9 protein-coding genes are annotated in these 18,615 nt (G+C 31.8%); all 9 read left to right on the forward strand.

The genetic code is table 11. From position 1 onward, the window contains the following. Nucleotides 1–21 precede the first annotated feature (21 nt). Nucleotides 22–2,136: a polysaccharide lyase 8 family protein gene (locus WG951_RS01015; RefSeq protein WP_105048359.1), complete on the forward strand. Its 2,115-nt coding sequence runs from the start codon at nt 22–24 to the stop codon at nt 2,134–2,136. Nucleotides 2,137–2,152: 16 nt separating this feature from the next. Then, entirely contained in the window at nt 2,153–5,566 is a 3,414-nt protein-coding gene (locus WG951_RS01020) for a glycosyl hydrolase (RefSeq protein ID WP_105048360.1), read from the forward strand. Nucleotides 5,567–5,897: 331 nt separating this feature from the next. Next, the gene (locus tag WG951_RS01025; RefSeq protein WP_105048361.1) at nt 5,898–7,688 is read left to right on the forward strand and encodes a T9SS type A sorting domain-containing protein; all 1,791 of its coding nucleotides are present in this window, start codon (nt 5,898–5,900) and stop codon (nt 7,686–7,688) included. Nucleotides 7,689–7,900: 212 nt separating this feature from the next. Then, entirely contained in the window at nt 7,901–11,416 is a 3,516-nt protein-coding gene (locus WG951_RS01030; protein ID WP_105049355.1) for a glycosyl hydrolase, read from the forward strand. Nucleotides 11,417–11,431: 15 nt separating this feature from the next. Continuing rightward, nucleotides 11,432–12,916 (forward strand): sulfatase, encoded by a 1,485-nt coding sequence (locus WG951_RS01035; protein WP_105048362.1) that lies wholly within the window; start codon nt 11,432–11,434, stop codon nt 12,914–12,916. A 120-nt stretch (nt 12,917–13,036) separates the two neighbouring features. After that, a complete protein-coding gene (locus tag WG951_RS01040; RefSeq protein ID WP_105048363.1) occupies nt 13,037–15,505 on the forward strand; it encodes a hypothetical protein in 2,469 nt (822 codons plus the stop codon). Nucleotides 15,506–15,511: 6 nt separating this feature from the next. Continuing rightward, entirely contained in the window at nt 15,512–16,915 is a 1,404-nt protein-coding gene (locus WG951_RS01045; protein ID WP_105048364.1) for a BNR repeat-containing protein, read from the forward strand. Between the two features lie 56 nt (nt 16,916–16,971). Next, complete coding sequence (locus tag WG951_RS01050) at nt 16,972–17,094, forward strand: hypothetical protein (RefSeq protein ID WP_262510170.1); 123 nt, start codon at nt 16,972–16,974, stop codon at nt 17,092–17,094. 16 nt (nt 17,095–17,110) lie between these two features. Further along, the gene (locus tag WG951_RS01055) at nt 17,111–18,607 is read left to right on the forward strand and encodes a sulfatase family protein (RefSeq protein ID WP_105048365.1); all 1,497 of its coding nucleotides are present in this window, start codon (nt 17,111–17,113) and stop codon (nt 18,605–18,607) included. Nucleotides 18,608–18,615: the final 8 nt, after the last annotated feature.

Genomic DNA, 18,615 nt, shown 5'->3' on the forward strand with positions numbered 1-18,615 from the left:
TACTTTAATAAGCAATCCATTATGAAGAAATCATTTGTATATTTTATAATTACTTTTTTTCTAATTACAATTACTGGCTGTATAAAATCTAATACAGAAAATCACTTAGAATTATCTTATCCAAAGGATTTAAAACAATTCCATAAAAATGTTTTAGATTATTATATCAATCTTAAAGAAGCTGATAAAGTAATAGAAGATTTATTGACAAATTTACAAGAAAATGGATCTTGGTCTACAATAGATTATACTAATAGAATAAGAGGAGGTTGGCCTGTAAAAGATCATTTACAATATGTACAAACTTTAGCCATCAATTATAAAAATAAAACTTCTACCTATTATCTTGATGAGAGTTTATCAAAAAAAATCCATAAAAGTTTAAATTTTTGGTTGGATAATGATTTTTTAAGTACCAATTGGCACGATCAACATATAGGAGTTCCTGAGTTGTTATTGCCAATACTTTTTTTAATGGAAAATGAATTAACAAAAGAACAACTAAACAAAGCAGAAGTCTTATTACATCGTGCAAGAATAAAAATGTCTGGGCAGAATAAAGTATGGTTATCTACGAATGTGATGTTACGCTCATTATTGTTAAGAAAACCAGACTCTGTAGCGATTGCAAGTAGAGCTATTCAAGGCGAATTACAAGTAGCAAAAGGAGTTGGAGTAAAATCAGATTGGTCTTATCACGAGCATGGAGCACAATTACAATTTGGTAATTACGGCTTGTCATATTTAGAAGATATGATTAAATGTTACACGTTTGTTGGTAATACACCTTTTAAGTTTGAAGAGAATAAAATTAAATTTCTAAGGAATCTAATTTTGAATGGCCAACAATGGATTATCTGGAAGGATAGGTATGATGTTAGTGCTTCTGGAAGACAGCTTTTTAAAAATGAACAGTTGAAAAAAGCGGCACGTTTAAAAACATGTATTCAAAAAATGAAAGTTTTAGATAAAGCTTATGAAATAGCCTATGATCAGGCTTTAGATTCAAAAATATTATCAGGAAATAAACATTTTTGGAAATCAGATTTTCACGTTCACAGAACAAAAGAGTTCTATTTTTCAGTTAAAATGAGTTCAAAACGTGTTGTGGGAACAGAGTCTGTTAATAAAGAAAATGTTCAAGGATATTATATGGGTGATGGTGTTTCGTTAATATCTACAACAGGAAAAGAATATGAAAATATTTTTCCTTTTTGGGATTGGAAAAAACTACCAGGAACTACCATTATTCAAGATAAAAAACCATTGCCAATTATAAAGTTTAGCGGTTTTAAAACCAATAGTGTTTTTGTTGGAGGGGTTAGTAATGGAACAAATGGAATTGCTGCGATGGATTATGATCGAGATAATTTAAAGGCTAAAAAATCTTGGTTTATGTTTGATGATACAATCGTTTGTTTGGGGAGTGGAATTACATCAGAAAAAAAAGAAGTTGTAACCACTTCAATAAATCAAGCTTTCTTAAAAGGACAAGTTTTAATAGGGAAAGATGATAAGATAGAAATTAATAAAGGGAAACAAAAAGATATTGAACCTGATTGGATATTACATGACAATATTGGTTACCTATTTCCTGAAGGAGGAAAAATAAACCTTTCTACTCAAATTTTAGAAGGCAGTTGGAACAAAGTAGCAAAACGTTACAGGCCAGTTATCCTCACAGAGCATATTTTTAAGTTGTGGTTATCTCACGGAAATCAGCCTAAAAAAGAATCCTATAGTTACATTTTAGTTCCAAATGCATCAGAAGAAAAAATGATGAATTTACACAAAAGGAATCCTTTTAAAATTGTTAATAATAAAGAGCAACAGAGTGTTGTTTCTGCTGATGAAAAAAATGCAGGTATTATATTTTATAAAAAAGGAATATCAACAATTAAAGGAGGGGTTTCTGTAGATGCACCTTGTGTGATATTATTAGAAGAAAAATCTGATTATTTAGACTTTGCAATTAGCGATCCTTCTCAAAAGCTCACTAAAATTAATGTATCCATTAAAGGTAAATATAGTATTGAAAATAGTAATTATAAAAAAGGTAAAACTCATTTTGTAATTCATTTACCTGAAGGAGAACAAGCAGGAAAAACTGTTCAATTACAATTAAAAAAGAATTAAAAAAGAATTAAAAAGTATGAAAAAAGCAGTTGTATTTTACGTTATTATTCTTTTTACGTTTGTTTTTACTGTGAGAGGTCAAAATATTAAAAAAGAAGTAACTAAAACGAATTTAGAAAACGGTTTTAAAAACCCACCTCATTCTGCAAAACCATTAACGTGGATGCATGTTATGGGCGGAAATATGAGTAAAGTAGGAATGACCAAAGATTTAGAAGCTATTGCCGATGCAGGTATTGGCGGCATTATTCTTTTTAATGTAACTCATAGAATACCAAACGGACCTGTTGATTTTAATTCACCAGAATATATTGAAATTACTGCGCACGCTGCTGCGGAATGTGAACGTTTAGGGTTGAGTTTTGGGATTCATAATTGCGATGGATGGACCTCTAGCGGTGGACCTTGGGTACCCGTAGAGCATTCTATGAAACAAGTGGTGCATCGTGAGGTTATTGTAAATGGCGGCAACGTAAAAATGTTTTTGCCTAGCCCTAGTAAAATTGGAGGATTTTATAAAGAGATTGCCGTTTTAGCTTATCCAGCTTTGGCGTCAGAAATTATAGATTCAGAAAATCCAACGATTATCACGAGTTCAAATAAAGATTTTGATATTAATATTGCTACCAATGGTAAAATTGATGAACGTACAGAGTTAAGAGTTCCTAAAGATGGTAAGGCTTGGATACAATGGAATTTTGGAAAACCATTAACCGTACAATCGTTTCTTCTTAAAACACAAAGACAACGTTATAAAGTACCGCAACTTTTACAAAGTTCTAACGATGGCATCAATTTTAAAGACGAATTTGTTATTAAAATGTCTAGACATGGTAAGTATGAATATACAATTGATAAGACCTTTAAAGGTATAACTGCGCAATATTTTCGTTTTGTAACAGATGTGCCTTTAGATATTGCAGAAATTAGCCTAACAAATACAGCTCGTTATGATAATATGATTTCTCGTACCAATATTCATAGAGCCAATAATGGAGGGTTACCAAAGTTAGAGGCAGTAGATGCTAGTAAGGTTATTAAGAAATCTGAAATTTTAAATTTAACTAAATATGTTGATGATAAAGGAGTCTTAACAACAACATTGCCTAAAGGAAAGTGGACAATTATGCGTGTTGGATATACTACCACAGGTGCTTTAAATGATCCTGCTTCTATCGCAGGTACAGGTTGGGAAGTAGATAAATTTAGCCGTGAATCTTTTAAGATTTTTTACGATGGCCATGTAAGAAAGGTGATTGATGCTTCTAGTAAAATAGCACCAAATGCCTTACAGTATGTAGAAATTGATAGCTATGAAGTAGGAGGACAAAATTGGACAAAAGATTATGAAAAACAATTTCAAGCAGAACACGGTTACGATATTATAAATTTCTTGCCATTGTACGCAGGTCGTTATGTAGATAATGCAGATACTACAGAACGTGTACTTTGGGATATTAGAAATTTTAATAGTAAGCTAATGTGTGAAAATTACTTTGATTATGCTACAGAACTTATTCATGCAGATGGGTTAAAGAGTTATGTAGAACCTTATGGGAATGGTCCTTTTAATACTTTAGATGCCGCCCGTAGTTTTGATATACCAATGGGAGAATTTCATGCTAGTGGAAAATCAATGACGGGTGTAGCAGTATCTGCTGGTCATATTTATGGTCGTAATATTATTTCTGCAGAAGCTTTTACTTCGGGACCTAATGTCAATTTTGAAGGACATCCAGGTTTCTTTAAAGAATTTGGAGATAAGGGTTGGGCTGCTGGAATTAATGAAATAGTCTTTCACCGTTTTGCACACCAAGCGAATACAAAAGTAAAACCTGGTATGGGTATGAGTGGTTTTGGTTCGCACATAGATCGTACACAAACCTGGTGGGAAAATGCAGGTAAAAGTTGGTTTAAGTATTTAACTCGCGGGCAGTATCTTTTACGTCAGGGAGTGCCTGTGTCTGATGTACTAGCTTTTGTAGGTGATGGTTCTCCTAATACTACTGCATCACGCAAAGGAGTAAGAGATTTGCCAAACCATATCAATTATGATGGTGTAAATACAGATGTTCTTTTAAACCGTATTTCGGTAGAAAACGGACAACTTGTTTTACCAGAAGGTACACGTTATCGTGTACTTTATTTAGGCAACCAAAAAGAAATGCGTCTTGCTACCTTAAAAAGAATAGCAGAATTGGCGAATAAAGGTGTAATTATTATAGGAAATAAACCCGGTAAAATTGGAGGCTATTTAGTATCAGAAAAAGACGAAATTGAGTTTTCTAAATTATTAGAACAAGTATGGAGTAAACCAACCACAAGTACAAACTATAATTGGAATGAGATTTATAAAAAATATAATATTCCTGTAGATTTAAAGATAAAAGGAGGCGAGCAAATTAATTATGCACATCGTACATCTGCAAATGAAGATATTTATTTTTTCTTCAATCCAGAGAAAGAAAAACGTACCTACGAATGTACCTTTAACGTAGAAGGAAAAATTCCTGAGTTTTGGAATCCAATGGATGGATCTATTACAAAATTAGTGGGGTTTGAGCATAGCAATGGTAAAACCAAAGTAGCTATTACACTTCCTTCTCAGGGTTCTGGTTTTGTAGTTTTTAGAGAATCATCTGCATCTATAAATTCAATTGCTACGGCTAGTGTTATAGATAATCCAGAACTTATTTTTAAGTTAAATTCAGTGGGTAAAGCAGAAATTGAAGCCAGCAAAAACGGTGCGTATGCTATTTCTTATGCAGATGGTAAACAACAAAAATTAGAGGTTAAAAATCTTCTAGAGCCAATTGTAATAAAAGGTGATTGGGAAGTTGCTTTTCCAGATTTAAAAGCAGGGGAGCAAAGTTTTACTTTTCCAAAATTGATTGATTGGACTTCTCATAATTTTGAAGGAATAAAGTATTACTCCGGAACAGCTATTTATCAAAAAACGTTTAAGGTTGATAAAAAAATACTAACTTCTAATAACAAGTTTATACTTGATTTAGGGAAGGTTTACGAAATAGCACGGGTTATTTTAAATGGAAAAGACTTAGGTGTTCTTTGGAAAGCACCCCACACAATTGATATTACTTCTGTTTTAAAAGCAGGTAAAAATAACTTAAAGATAGAAGTTACAAACCAATGGACAAACCGTTTAATTGGTGACGAAAACTTCCCTAATGTTTCTGGTTATAATTTACAACCACACCTTAAAACACCATTGTTAATTAAAGATCCACAGTTATCGCTTATCAATAGAAATAAGATGGTAGATTGGTATACAAATAATGAACCAGCACCTTTAGGGCAGCGATCTACGTTTACCACCTATCCATTTTATAAAAAAGGAGACGAATTATTACCTGCAGGTTTGGTAGGACCAGTTAAAATTAAACAGGTTAAAATAAAAAGTATTAATTAATTTTTTTATCACTTATTTAATTCTTTTTATTGGGGTAAGATTGTCTTTTCTTATTTCAAAAAATGATAGTATAAATGCATTATTTTTTTGGATAATTATTCCTCTTCCTTAGGTGTGACAGAACAGAATAGAACAGTTTACAGCAGGATAGTTAAGTTGTTAATTGTAAATAATTTAGTAAATATAAAATAGTTGCGTAACTTATTTTTTAATGAACTTTATAATAACCCCTAAAACTAAACATATGTAATAAATAAATTTAAAAAACACACTAAACGTTTAATTACAACTAATTAAACATTAAATTATTTTAACCAAACTAAATTAAAAAATGAAAATCAATATTAAAAAAACAGCAATTACGGTAGGTCTTTTCTTAGCGTATTCTAGCGCAATTACTGCGCAGAGTTATCCTTTCCCACTTCCTGCTACTGTTAGTGCAACACTAAATATCAAAACAGGAACAAAGGTAAAATACAAAAATGCTCAATTAGGGTTAAACCTTACACGTTTATCAGATAGTAATGGTAAAGATCTTTTTAGAAAATGGGGAACCTTAGGCGCTCGTTTTCCACACGGATTATTTTCTAACTGGTACGATTGGAGAACTGATGAAACAAAGCTTTTTGGAAGTGAAATGATAACGCTTAAAAATGCTAGAAATCAAACAGTACAAAGAGAAGTAGATAAATTATCTAGTATTAAAACATTTCAAACAAATCATGCAAAAGTTGGTATAGGAGTATTAGAGTCTTTATATAAAGAAAGAACTGCTAAATTTGATATTGTATGGACTTTTAATATGAGTGCAGATGGTAGGGATGTTAATAAAAGCAATGAAACAAAGGCAAGATATGACGATTTAAGAAGGAGAGGATTACCTGTAGATTTTGTTGAAATGGGTAATGAGAATTTTTATCCAGGTCAAAGAAGTACTATTATTCCAAATACTTGGAATTATATTGCACGCGCTAAAGCAATGTCTAAAGCATTAAAAGCTAAAAATAGAAACATACAAGTTTCTGTACCTATGTTAAGACGAGGTAATGCATTTAACCCTAACTGGAATGCAGCTTTGGCAAGAGATGATTCTTTTTTTGATGCTGTATCTGTACATTCATATCAAGGAGAAGATCCAGATGGTAATGCTTCTAATGATGGTATTGAATATGGACTTATAGCTAGAAAAACGTTAAAAGAATCTATAGACAACTATGCAAGAAAAGTAACAAGCAAACCAATTTGGTTAACAGAATGGGGTGTAAAATCTGCCGGTGGTTCAAATGCAGTTTCTGCTTTAGGAGCAGCAGATTGTTACCTTTATATGAGTGAAAATATGGATACATACCATAGAGCAACATGGTTTACGCCAACAGGTAGCTTAAATTCTTTTTACCCTACAATAACAAATAGTGCAGGTAGACCTGTTCCAGATCCTACAAGAAAAACGGTTTATGCGGCTATGTATGAAGCTGTTAAAAGTGTTTTTGCTTATAGTGAAGTTTATACAACTTCTATTTTAACGTCTCCTAATATTACTTCTGGTGTTAAGGGAGTTAGCGCAAGAGCGACATTAAAAGGTGGTAAAATTAAAATTATAGCTGTAAATTTAACAAGTAAACCAGCTGCTTTTGTAATTAAAATTAATGGTGTTAAGTATACTAAAAACTTTAATCATAAAGCAATTAAATTTAATGAATTGACTGATAAACCTCTTTATGATATTGGAGATAATGCTTTAAAAGACGTAAGAAATGGTAGAGGGCACGTTACATCTTTACCTAAGTTTTCAATAAACGTTATTACGCTAAGTTCAACAAGTGCTAAGAGTGCATTTTTGAAAGATTCAGATCAGTCTGTTGAAAATGAGGGAGTTGATGAAGATATACTTAGATCAGTAAATGTGTTTCCAAACCCAACTACAAAAGATTTTAATATATCTTTATTTGGTATGGAAAAAGCAGATATTACAATTACAGATATGTTAGGTAAAGTTATTTATAAAAAATCAACTATAGAACCTAATGTTAATATTGAACAAGCATTTAAGTCTGGTCTTTATTTAATAAAGGTTGTAGATGATAACAAGAAAGAATACATTAAAAAATTAATTATTAATTAATTTTAATCAGAATAATTTTAAAAGTCCAAATATTAATTTATTTGGGCTTTTTTTTTCTGAATACCCTAACATTACAGGACACGTTATATGTTATAAATAAATAAGTTTACCGTAGTAAAATATATTAGAAATACAGCTTATGTAAAATAAGTAAAATGTTAAGTGTTTTACTAATATGCAACTTAAAAAATAAAAGAACCTTAATGTTAAATATGAAACAAATTGTATTAGTAATATCTGCGATTATTTTATTTACATGTTCAATATCTGGACAAAATTTAGGACATCAAAATAATATTTCAACTAAAACAGATTTCCTTCAAGAAGGATTTAAAACCCCACCAAATGAAGCTAAAGCAAGAACGTGGTGGCATTGGATTAGCGGAAACGTATCTAAATCTGGAATAACAAAAGATTTAGAAGCGATGAAAGAAGTTGGTATTCAAGAAGCACAATTGTTTAATGTTAAATTAGAATTTCCAGATGGACCTGTAAAATATTTAAGTGAAGAGTGGTTAGATTTATTTCATTTTTCTGCAAAAGAAGCTAAAAGATTAGGGTTAGAACTTACGTTTCATAACAGTGCAGGTTGGTCCTCTTCTGGAGGTCCATGGATTACACCAGAATATGCTATGCAAACAACCGTATTTACGGAAGTTACGGTACAAGGCGGAAAATTATTTAAAGATCAATTACCACAACCTAAAACCAAATTAAAATATTATAAAGATATTGCAGTATTGGCATTTCCTAAACCTCAAACAGATATAAAAATAGATGGTTTAGATTATAAAAATTTAACAGACCGTATTCGAAATCATTTGTTACCAGATACAAAAGCGATTACTGCTTCTGCCGTAATTAATAAAAATGACATTATTGATTTAACTTCAAAAATTACTAAAGACGGATTTATTGAATGGAACGTCCCAAAAGGAGAATGGATTATTTTAAGATTAGGACACACGCCTACAGGTAAAAGTAATCATCCTGCACCAGAAGGAGGCCGTGGTTTAGAAGTTGATAAAATGAGTAAAAAAGCAGTTGATGTCTATTGGGAAGGCGGCATACAACCTATTATTAATAAATTGGGAGATTTAATAGGAACAACTGTTAATAACTGTTTGATAGATAGTTATGAAGTAGGAACTACCAATTGGACTGCCGGATTTGATACTGAATTTAAAAAATTAAGAGGTTATAGTTTAACAAGCTATTTACCAACCTTAGCAGGTTATTACGTAGAAAGTGGTGAAGTATCAGAACGTTTTTTATGGGATTTTAGAAGAACGATAGGAGATTTAATGGCAAAAAATTATTACGCTCATTTTGGAGAATTATGTCATGAAAACGGCATGAAATTTTCTGTAGAACCATACTGGGGACCTTTTGATAATATGCAAGTTGGTGCAACTGGAGATATAGTAATGTGTGAGTTTTGGAGTGGTGGCTATCCGTTTTTCGATTCGCCTAAATTTGTTTCTTCGATAGCGCATTTAAACGGAAGTTCTATTGTTGGTGCCGAGTCTTTTACAGGAATTGGTGGTTGGGACGAGCATCCTGCTGTTTTAAAATCTATAGGAGACCAAGCTTGGGCACAAGGTATTACGCGTTTTATTTTTCATACGTATGTACACCAACCTTGGGACGTAGCTCCTGGTTTAGCGTTAAGTTATCATGGTACAGATTTTAACCGATTAAATACATGGTGGAGTCAAGGAAAAGGCTTTATGGATTATATTGCTAGGTCTCAATTTTTACTTCAACAAGGTCAAAATGTAGCAGATGTTTTGGTTTTTACAGGAGAATCATCTCCTAACACAGCTTTTTTAATGCCAGAAATTAAAGCGATGGGTTTTGATTATGATTTAATTGGAGCCAATAAATTAGCAGGATTAACGGTTAAAAATGGAGATATTTATACATCAGTTGGTAATAAATACAAAGTTTTAGTTTTACCAACTTCTAGTTGGATGAAACCAGAAACACTTTCTAAAATAGCGGCACTTACAAAAGCAGGTGCAAAGGTAATTGGTGAGCGTCCTTATAAATCTCCAAGTCTGGAGAATTATCCAAAATGTGATGATAAGATTGATAAACTTGCAGAAAACTTATGGAATTCTGGTATGGTAAAAAAAATAACAATTCAAGAATTTTTATCAAAAAGTAAAACACCTTCTGATTTTAGAATTGAAGAAGGAGACGCATCAGACATCAGTTTTATCCACAGAAAAACAGAAGATGCAGATATCTATTTTATTGCCAATGCTAAAAAAGAAAGTAGAGAAATTACAGGACGATTTAGAGTAAAAGGAAAGCAACCAGAATTATGGAATTCAGAAAGTGGTGAGGTTAAAAGTCTTGCTGTTTGGGTAGATAATGAAGACGGAACAACAAGCGTGCCTATTCAATTAGGTATGGAAGCATCTGTTTTTGTTATATTTAGAAAACCAGTTGCAGCATCTGCTCATATTACAAAAATTTCGGAAACACTTAAAAAACCTCAATTAGAACCTTTATCTAATTTAAAAATTATTAAGGCAGAATATGGTTCATTTTTACAAGACGGATTGGTAGATATCACCGATAAGGTAAAGGCAGCTGTAGAGGATAATAAATTAAAATTACAGGCAGGAAGAGGTTTTTGCGATTGTGATCCTGCAATGGGGTATAAAAAGGAATTCCGAATGGAATATAAAATAGGTGAAGAAATCAAGCGAATATACGTAGAAGAAAGAGAGTTTGTGAATATAGATGCTACTGATAAAGGATCTTTAACCATTTTAAAAGCAGTTTTTGGAAAGTTTAAGCCAGAAACAAAAGAGGTACCTAAATATTATAAAACATTTGATATTACAGAGAAAATTAAAGGCATGGTATCCTCTGGAGTTTTAGAAATTCCGATAGAAAAATCTTTAATAGATGGTCATGTTCCCGAAGGTAAAAACAAAGTATTGCGTGTTACTTTTTCTACGGATGGGGTAGAGCATGTTGTTTCTGTTCCGGAAGGAAGAGTGCTTAATCTGTCTAAAGATATTTCTAAAACAAAACTGGTTAATACTAATGGAAAAGTAAATTGGGTAACACCTTATCCAGGAGAAATAACATACCAAACTTCTTTGGGTAAGAATAAAACGATTAAAGTAAAATCGGTTTCAAAACCAATAGAGTTAGTAGGTGACTGGAATGTAGAATTTAAAGAAAATTTAAGTACACCAATTAAAACCGTATTTAATAATTTGGTGTCTTGGTCTAATTCAGATAATAATGCTATTAAATATTATTCAGGAACAGCAACGTATCAAAAAAACTTTAATATTTCTAAAAAGATATTTAAAAAAGACATCTCTTTTGAGTTAGATTTAGGAAGTGTTGGTGTAATAGCAGAAGTAATTATAAATGGTAAAAATGCAGGTATATTGTGGAAAGCACCGTTTAGAATTAATATTGATGATTTTGTAAAAGCAGGACAAAATACGCTAGAAGTTAGGGTTACCAACCTGTGGCCAAATCGTTTAATTGGAGACGAAAATTTATCGTTAGATTTTGAAAGAAAAGGAGAAAAAACAAAAAGCTTACCAAATTGGTTGCTAAATAATACACAACGACCTTCAAATAGAACTACGTTTTCATCATGGAAGCATTATAACAAAAATGATGCATTGTTAACATCAGGACTTTTAGGACCTGTTAAAATTAATATATCAGTAGTAAAAAATATAAAATAATTAAGAACATCAATTATGAAAAAAATAAGTTATCTTCTACTTTTATCAATGTTAATTTTAACTTGTACTACTAAAGATAAAAAAACAGCAGAAGAATTACAGCCTAAAAACCCCAACGTTTTATTTATTGCTGTAGATGATTTAAATACTTGGTTGGGATGTTTAAATAACTATTCTAATACCAAAACGCCTAATATAGATAGGTTGGCAGCAAAAGGAGTTTTGTTTTCAAATGCACATTGTCAGGCACCATTATGTGGCCCATCTAGAGCATCGTTAATGACGGGTTTACGTCCTTCTACAACAGGTATTTATGGTATGATTTCCGATGACAAAATTCGTCGTCCTGATAATCCATCAACAAAAGAAATTACCTTTTTACCTGAGTATTTTAAAAATAACGGCTACCATACCATGGGAATAGGAAAGTTGTTTCATAAATACGCACCAAAAGGTTTATTTGATGATGAAGGAGGGCGTGTTAATGGCTTTGGTCCATTACCAAAAAAACGTTTTGTTTGGGACGGTGTTGGAACAGCAAATAAAAACTACGGACGTACCAGTACAGATTGGGGTGCTTTTCCTGAGCAAGACTCTTTAATGCCAGATCATAAATCTGCAAATTGGGCGGTAGAACGTTTAAAAAGAAACTATGACAAACCATTTTTTATGGGAGTAGGTTTTTTAAGACCTCATGTGCCTTTTTATGTGCCTCAAAAATGGTTTGATATGCATCCATTAGAGGGTATTGACGTTGCTCCGTATTTAGAAGATGATTTAAATGATGTACCTCCAATAGGTCTTGCTATTAACGATTTACCAATGATGCCTTCTACAAAATGGGCAAAAGAAAGTGGAGAGTGGAAAAAAATTATACAAGCTTATTTGGCATGTATTAGTTATGTAGATTATGAGGTGGGGCGTGTGTTAGATGCGTTAGAAAATAGTGAATACGCTAACAATACCGTAATAGTGTTGTGGTCTGATCATGGATACCGAATGGGCGAAAAAGGAACTTTTGCTAAGCATGCTTTATGGGAGCCAGCAACAAAAGCACCATTAATGTTTGCAGCGCCAAACTTACCTAAAGGCAAGGTAGTTAATACGCCAGTAGAAATGCTGTCTATTTACCCAACACTTTTAGAGTTATGTAATCTTCCTGCTTACAATAGAAATGAAGGTATTAGTTTAGTATCTACCATGACAAGTGAAAAAGAAGTAAAGAATGCTTATGCTCTTACTACTTATGGGATGAATAATCATGCTGTAAAAGCTAACGGATTTCGTTTTATACAATATGAAGATGGTTCGCAAGAATTATACGACCATAGTAATGATCCAAACGAATTTAAAAACCTAGCAGAAAACCCTAAATATGTAAATGAAATTGAAAAACTTAAAAAATATTTGCCAAAAGTAAATAGAAAATGGGATAAAAATTCTGCATACAATTATCAGCCTTATTTTAAAGAACAAAAGGCAAGATTAACTGCAGAATAAGTAAACCTTATTAAACGTAATACATTGTAAATAAATACACTTAGTATACCTTTTTTTAGTTTTAAAAAGCTATTAGAATGTATGTTAGGTGTTTTTAAATTGAAGTTATAATTAAAAAATATGATATTAAAAAAAATAGTATTAGTAACCTTGGTTATGGTAAATCTTTTTGTTTTTAAGGGGGTGCAAGCACAATCTCTAAAACACCCTGTTATTTGGGTAACCGAAGCAGAAAGAGCAGATCTTTTAGAGAAAATAGACAAATATGATTGGGCAAAAAGTGTTGTAAACCAATTACATAAACGTGTTGATACTAAATTAAAGATACATCAAAGTAATGCTAATATTATTTTAAGTACTATTCCAGATTTTGCTAAACATGATCGTGAAAACACAGAACGAAAAGCAAGTCCTATAGCCGCTGGACACAATAAAGTTTTAACACTAGCATCAGAAGCAGGAATGTTGTATTTTTTGACTAAAGAAGAAAAGTATGCGCAATTTGCTGCCGATATTTTAGCGTATTATATAGATGTTATTGCACCGTTAACCCCAGAAACAACCACTATTTGTGGTAATGAGTTTTTTGATCCAAGAACCACTTATGCTCCCTTTGCTATCGCTTACGATTTTATATATAATTATTTAAAAAAGCCTAATATAAAGGTATACAACAAAGCAAAAAATACTCGTGTAGCTTTCAATAATAATAAAGCTCAAAAAGCCATTGCAAATATAGTTGGTAATGTAATGCAAGAGTACGGCAAACCAGACGAACATGGTAAAATAGTTTCTAATCACCCTATACTTACGGCTCCTGGCGCATTATTTAGTATATTTTGTATTGATGATGATGCAGAACGTAATCGTTTATTTAATGTCTTTTGGCAAAAAGGTACAGCGCATCAAAACTCATTTAAAAATACCATTTTACCTATGTTTGGAGAGCAAGGTATTTGGCCAGAATCATTAAGTTATAGTTTTATGCCTATTATAACAATGGTGTTGAATATAGTTGATAGAATTTATCCAGAAATGAATGTAACTCAAGATTATCAAAATATTTTTGAAGGTAATTTCCTTTTTGATCATTTAAGACATCCTAACAGAAAATTTGTTCGTTTTGGAGATTCTAAACGAAACCATGATGGAACACAAGACCTTTATAGATACACATTAAGTATTGCAGAAAGGCGCGGATATTCTAATTTAAAAAAGCAAGCCCAAATAGCATTAAGGCAAGCATACACCGCCGAAGGCGGATATAAACCACGTATTACTAACGATATTTTTAATAATTTTAAACCTTTAAAATTGTTTTGGGGACTTCCTATTCCAGCACATACGCAAGGTGATATTAATTTTAACAAACCAACAGTTTTAGTAAAACATGCAGGTGTTGCTTTGCAGCGTAATTATGTAGAAAAAAATAATGAATTATATGGTTTATCGGGTATTATTGGCGGAGCGCATTATGTGCATTCTCATTTAACAGGAATTTCTATGGAGCTTTATGGAGCAGGTTATATTATGGCACCTAATGCAGGACTTCCAAAATCTGTATCCGAAAGAAAAATACCATTACACGAAAATTATTTTAGACTCTATGCGGGTAATAATACCGTAATTGTAAATGGAACTTCTCATGGTTTACAGCCCGGATCTTGGAAAGATGGGGCGTATGTTTGGCAAAATAAAACGGTTAATATAGCTTCGGAACCCAAACATTTAGAAAATCCAATTAGTAAAAACTTTAGTTTTGCAACCCAATTTTTAAACGATGATGTTAATAAAGCAACACAACAACGTACATTAAGTACAATTAGAACCAGCGACAAAACCGCTTATTATTTAGATGTTTTTAGATCTAAATCTTTAAATGAAAATAAATTTCACGATTATATTTATCATAATATTGGTGATGAAACCATAATTACAAACCGTAAAGATGATGTTTTAAAGGTAACTCCAACAAATCAATATAAAAATGATATTGGAGACCCAGTGCAATCTCCTGGGTGGCGCTATTTTGAAAACACAAAAGTTACGAAGTCTACCAACAAGGCTGTTAATATTAGGTTTAATATAAATGATGATAAGCGTTATATGCATATGTTTGTGCCAAAAGGAACAGATAGAACTTATACAAAAGCACTAGCGCCGGCAACCAGAGAAGCAGAAGGAGATTATATAAATAAAAAAACACAAGTGTTAGCCATACGCCAAAAAGGTGAAGCTTGGGACAGACCTTTTATTGCTGTTTTAGAACCATCAACCACTAAAAAAGCAAGTGTACAAAGTATAGAACCTTTAATGGATGGTGCTAAAATAGTAGGCGCTAAGGTGGTATCAAAAGTAAAAAAATGCGTTATTACAGATTATATAATTTCGCAAGAAAACCAGAATGCTACTTACAATAATATTAAATTGAATTTAACATTTAAAGGGCGTTTTGGCATTGTAAGAGTAGAGGAAGAAAAAAATAAAAACACTTATAGTTTGTATATTGGTGATGGAGAAACGTTGCGTTTTAAAACTTACAAAGTAACAAGTAATCAAGAAAAAAGTGCATTCAAAATATTTAAATAATTCAAAATGAATTTATCAGCATACAAAATATTATTAGTCTCAACATTTTGTTTGGTCTTAATATGTCCTGTTTTTTCGCAGGTAAAGGTTGTTAAAGAACATATTTCTGTTGTAGACAAAAATGCACTTATAGTGAATGGTAGGTTTTCTAGTGGTATAAACGGACGTACTTTTCAAAAAGATGCATTAATTTCACATAAAGGGTTTCAGTATTTGGTACATTATAATGCTGATCGTCGTGTTTGTATAAGTAGACGAAAGTTGCCAAATGGAACGTGGAATACCATTCAGTTTTTAGATTATCACTTTAAAAGTAACGATTCGCATAATTGTATTTCTATGGGTATTTGTCCTAATGATGGCACAATACATTTAGCTTTCGATCATCATGTTGATGACTTACATTACCGAGTTTCTAAAAAAGGATTGGCAAACAACCCAGAAACGATGGCGTGGAATGTTGCTGCTTTTGGACCTATTATATCCGAATTAGAAAAAGATAAACCCATAGTTATTACCTATCCAAAATTTTGGCAAACTCCAGACGGAAACCTTCAATTTAACTATCGTGTTCGTGGTTCTGGTAACGGAGATCGTATGTTGGTAGACTATAATGCAGAAACGGGAACTTGGGGAAACACACACCAAATTGATAGTGCAGAGGGCATTTTTAAAGATCAATTAGGAGTTAGTGAATCTAGATGTTCTTATCCTAACGGATATGATTATGATAACAATGGCATTCTTCATACAACTTGGACTTGGAGAGAAGATAGCCAAGGTGCTAACCACGATTTAGTTTATGTTTATAGTGAAGATAATGGTAATTCTTGGAAAAATAATTCAGGAAAACCTTTAGAAAATATAGCACAAGTTAATTCGCCAGGTATTGTTGTGCAATCTATACCGCGCGTATTGGGGTTAATGAATGACCAAGGGCAAACAATTGATTCTAAAAACCAAGTGCACGTTGTTATGTATCATTCTACAGAACAAACTATAAAAGATGCAGGTAGCTTTTTAGGCGAAACACGCTGGGGCCCAAAAGAGGCGAAACGTTATCATCATTACTGGAGAGATACAACAGGTAAATGGCATCACTTTGAAATGAATTTAAAAGTAGGTAATCGTCCAAAAATATTTGCCGATACCCAAGATAATTTAATTATGATTTATGCTGGTAATGATAAAAATAATTTGGTTATAGCTACGGCAACTGCTAAAAACAAATGGAAAGATTGGAGCATAACACACGTGGTAAAAGGTCCTTTTATTAATGATATGTTAGGCGATTTTTATAGATGGAAAAACGAAGGTGTTTTATCTATAATGGTACAAGACCAACCAAAGCGAAAACGAAAAAAAAGCACTTTAAAAGTAGTTGATGTAACTTTTGAATCTGAGTTTTAAATAATTTATAATCAAACTGTAGTGTCTTTTTTAAAAAAAATAATAAATATAAAGCTATGAAAATAGCTTTAAGAATGAATGCAGATCTGTTGGTATGGTTAAAAACAAATAATGCACTAACAGGAATTTGGGTAAGAAATAAAAAAAAAGGTACCTTACCCTTTTATAAATGGAGTTAAAAAATAATTATAAAAGATGAAAAATAACTATTTAATATTTATCCTTTTAGGAGGTTTTATGTTTGCTTTTACTTCTTGTTTTAGCAATAAGGATAAAGGCGCTATTAAAATGAAATTAATTCAAGCAGAAAAGGAAACTCAGGTTAATGTAAAACCTAATTTAATTTTTTATTTGGCAGACGATCAAGATGTTTATGATTATGGTTGCTATGGTAACGAAAAAGTAAATACAGCAGCGGTAGATCGTCTTGCAAAAGAAGGTATGCTTTTTAATAATGCTTTTACTGCTCAAGCTATTTGTGCCCCAAGTAGGTCGCAGCTTTTTACAGGAAAGTATCCTGTTAAAAATGGTTGTTTTGCTAACCATACCGCTACAAGACCAAATATAAAAAGTGTGACTACACAAATGAAAAATTTGGGATATGATGTTGTTTTGGCAGGAAAAAGCCATGTGAAGCCCGAAAGTGTCTATCAATGGGATAAGGAATGGGAGCCTGTTCCTAAAAAGGATGTGCCTAGAGATTATATTCCTTTAGATAGTATAGAGGCATATTTTAAAACATCTAAAAAACCATTTTGTATGTTTATTACATCAAAATATCCGCATGGAAAGTATTTTGATGTTGAAAATCCAAATGCCGAGGATATTAAATTTTACCCTTTTAATCAACATAAAAAAAAGGATAAAGCATATGTAAAAACTAAGGCAGGTTATTATAGAAGTATCGAAGAAGATAACAAACAACTAGAAAGTGTTTTAAAATTAGTTGATACGTATTTAGGTGATAATACCCTATTTATGTACAGCGCAGATCATGGTGCATCTGGTAAATTTACAGTAAAAGATATTGGTTTAAAAGTGCCATTTGTAGTACGTTGGCCTTTAGTAATTAAACCAGGAACAACTTCAAATCAACTTATTCATTATACCGATGTGTTACCAACTTTTATGGCTATTGCGGGAGGAAAATCTCCTAACGATATGGACGGAAATAGTTTTTTATCACTATTACAAGGTAAAAATGTTGAGGTAAATAAATACGTTTATGGAGTTAGAACAAACCAAAATATTTTAAATTCAGAGGTTTTTCCATCAAGAATGATTCGTAATAAGCGTTATAAATATATTCGAAACTTTAATTCGTTAGAAGTAGTTAAACAAAATTTAACAGGAAACCCCAATATAGATTACTTTATAAAAAGAGGAGCAAATGCACATAAAGATGAACCTCTAGAAGAATTATACGATTTGCTTAATGATTCATTTGAACAAAACAATTTAGCTCAAAATACAGAATTAAAAACTATAAAAGATAGGTTAAAAAAAGATATGTTTAGTTGGATGAAATCGCAAGGAGATATTTTAGATGAAACCATTGGTAATATGCCTATAATAACACCAAAAGGAAATAAAGGCTTTAAATTAGACCAAGACACACCAATACGAAAAATTCCAGATTCTATAAAAAATATTCTTAAAGAAGGAGATTATACAGTTATAAAACATTGGTAAAAACACAT

This window comes from Polaribacter butkevichii, assembly GCF_038024105.1.
In the GTDB taxonomy this organism is placed as follows: Bacteria; Bacteroidota; Bacteroidia; order Flavobacteriales; family Flavobacteriaceae; genus Polaribacter; species Polaribacter butkevichii.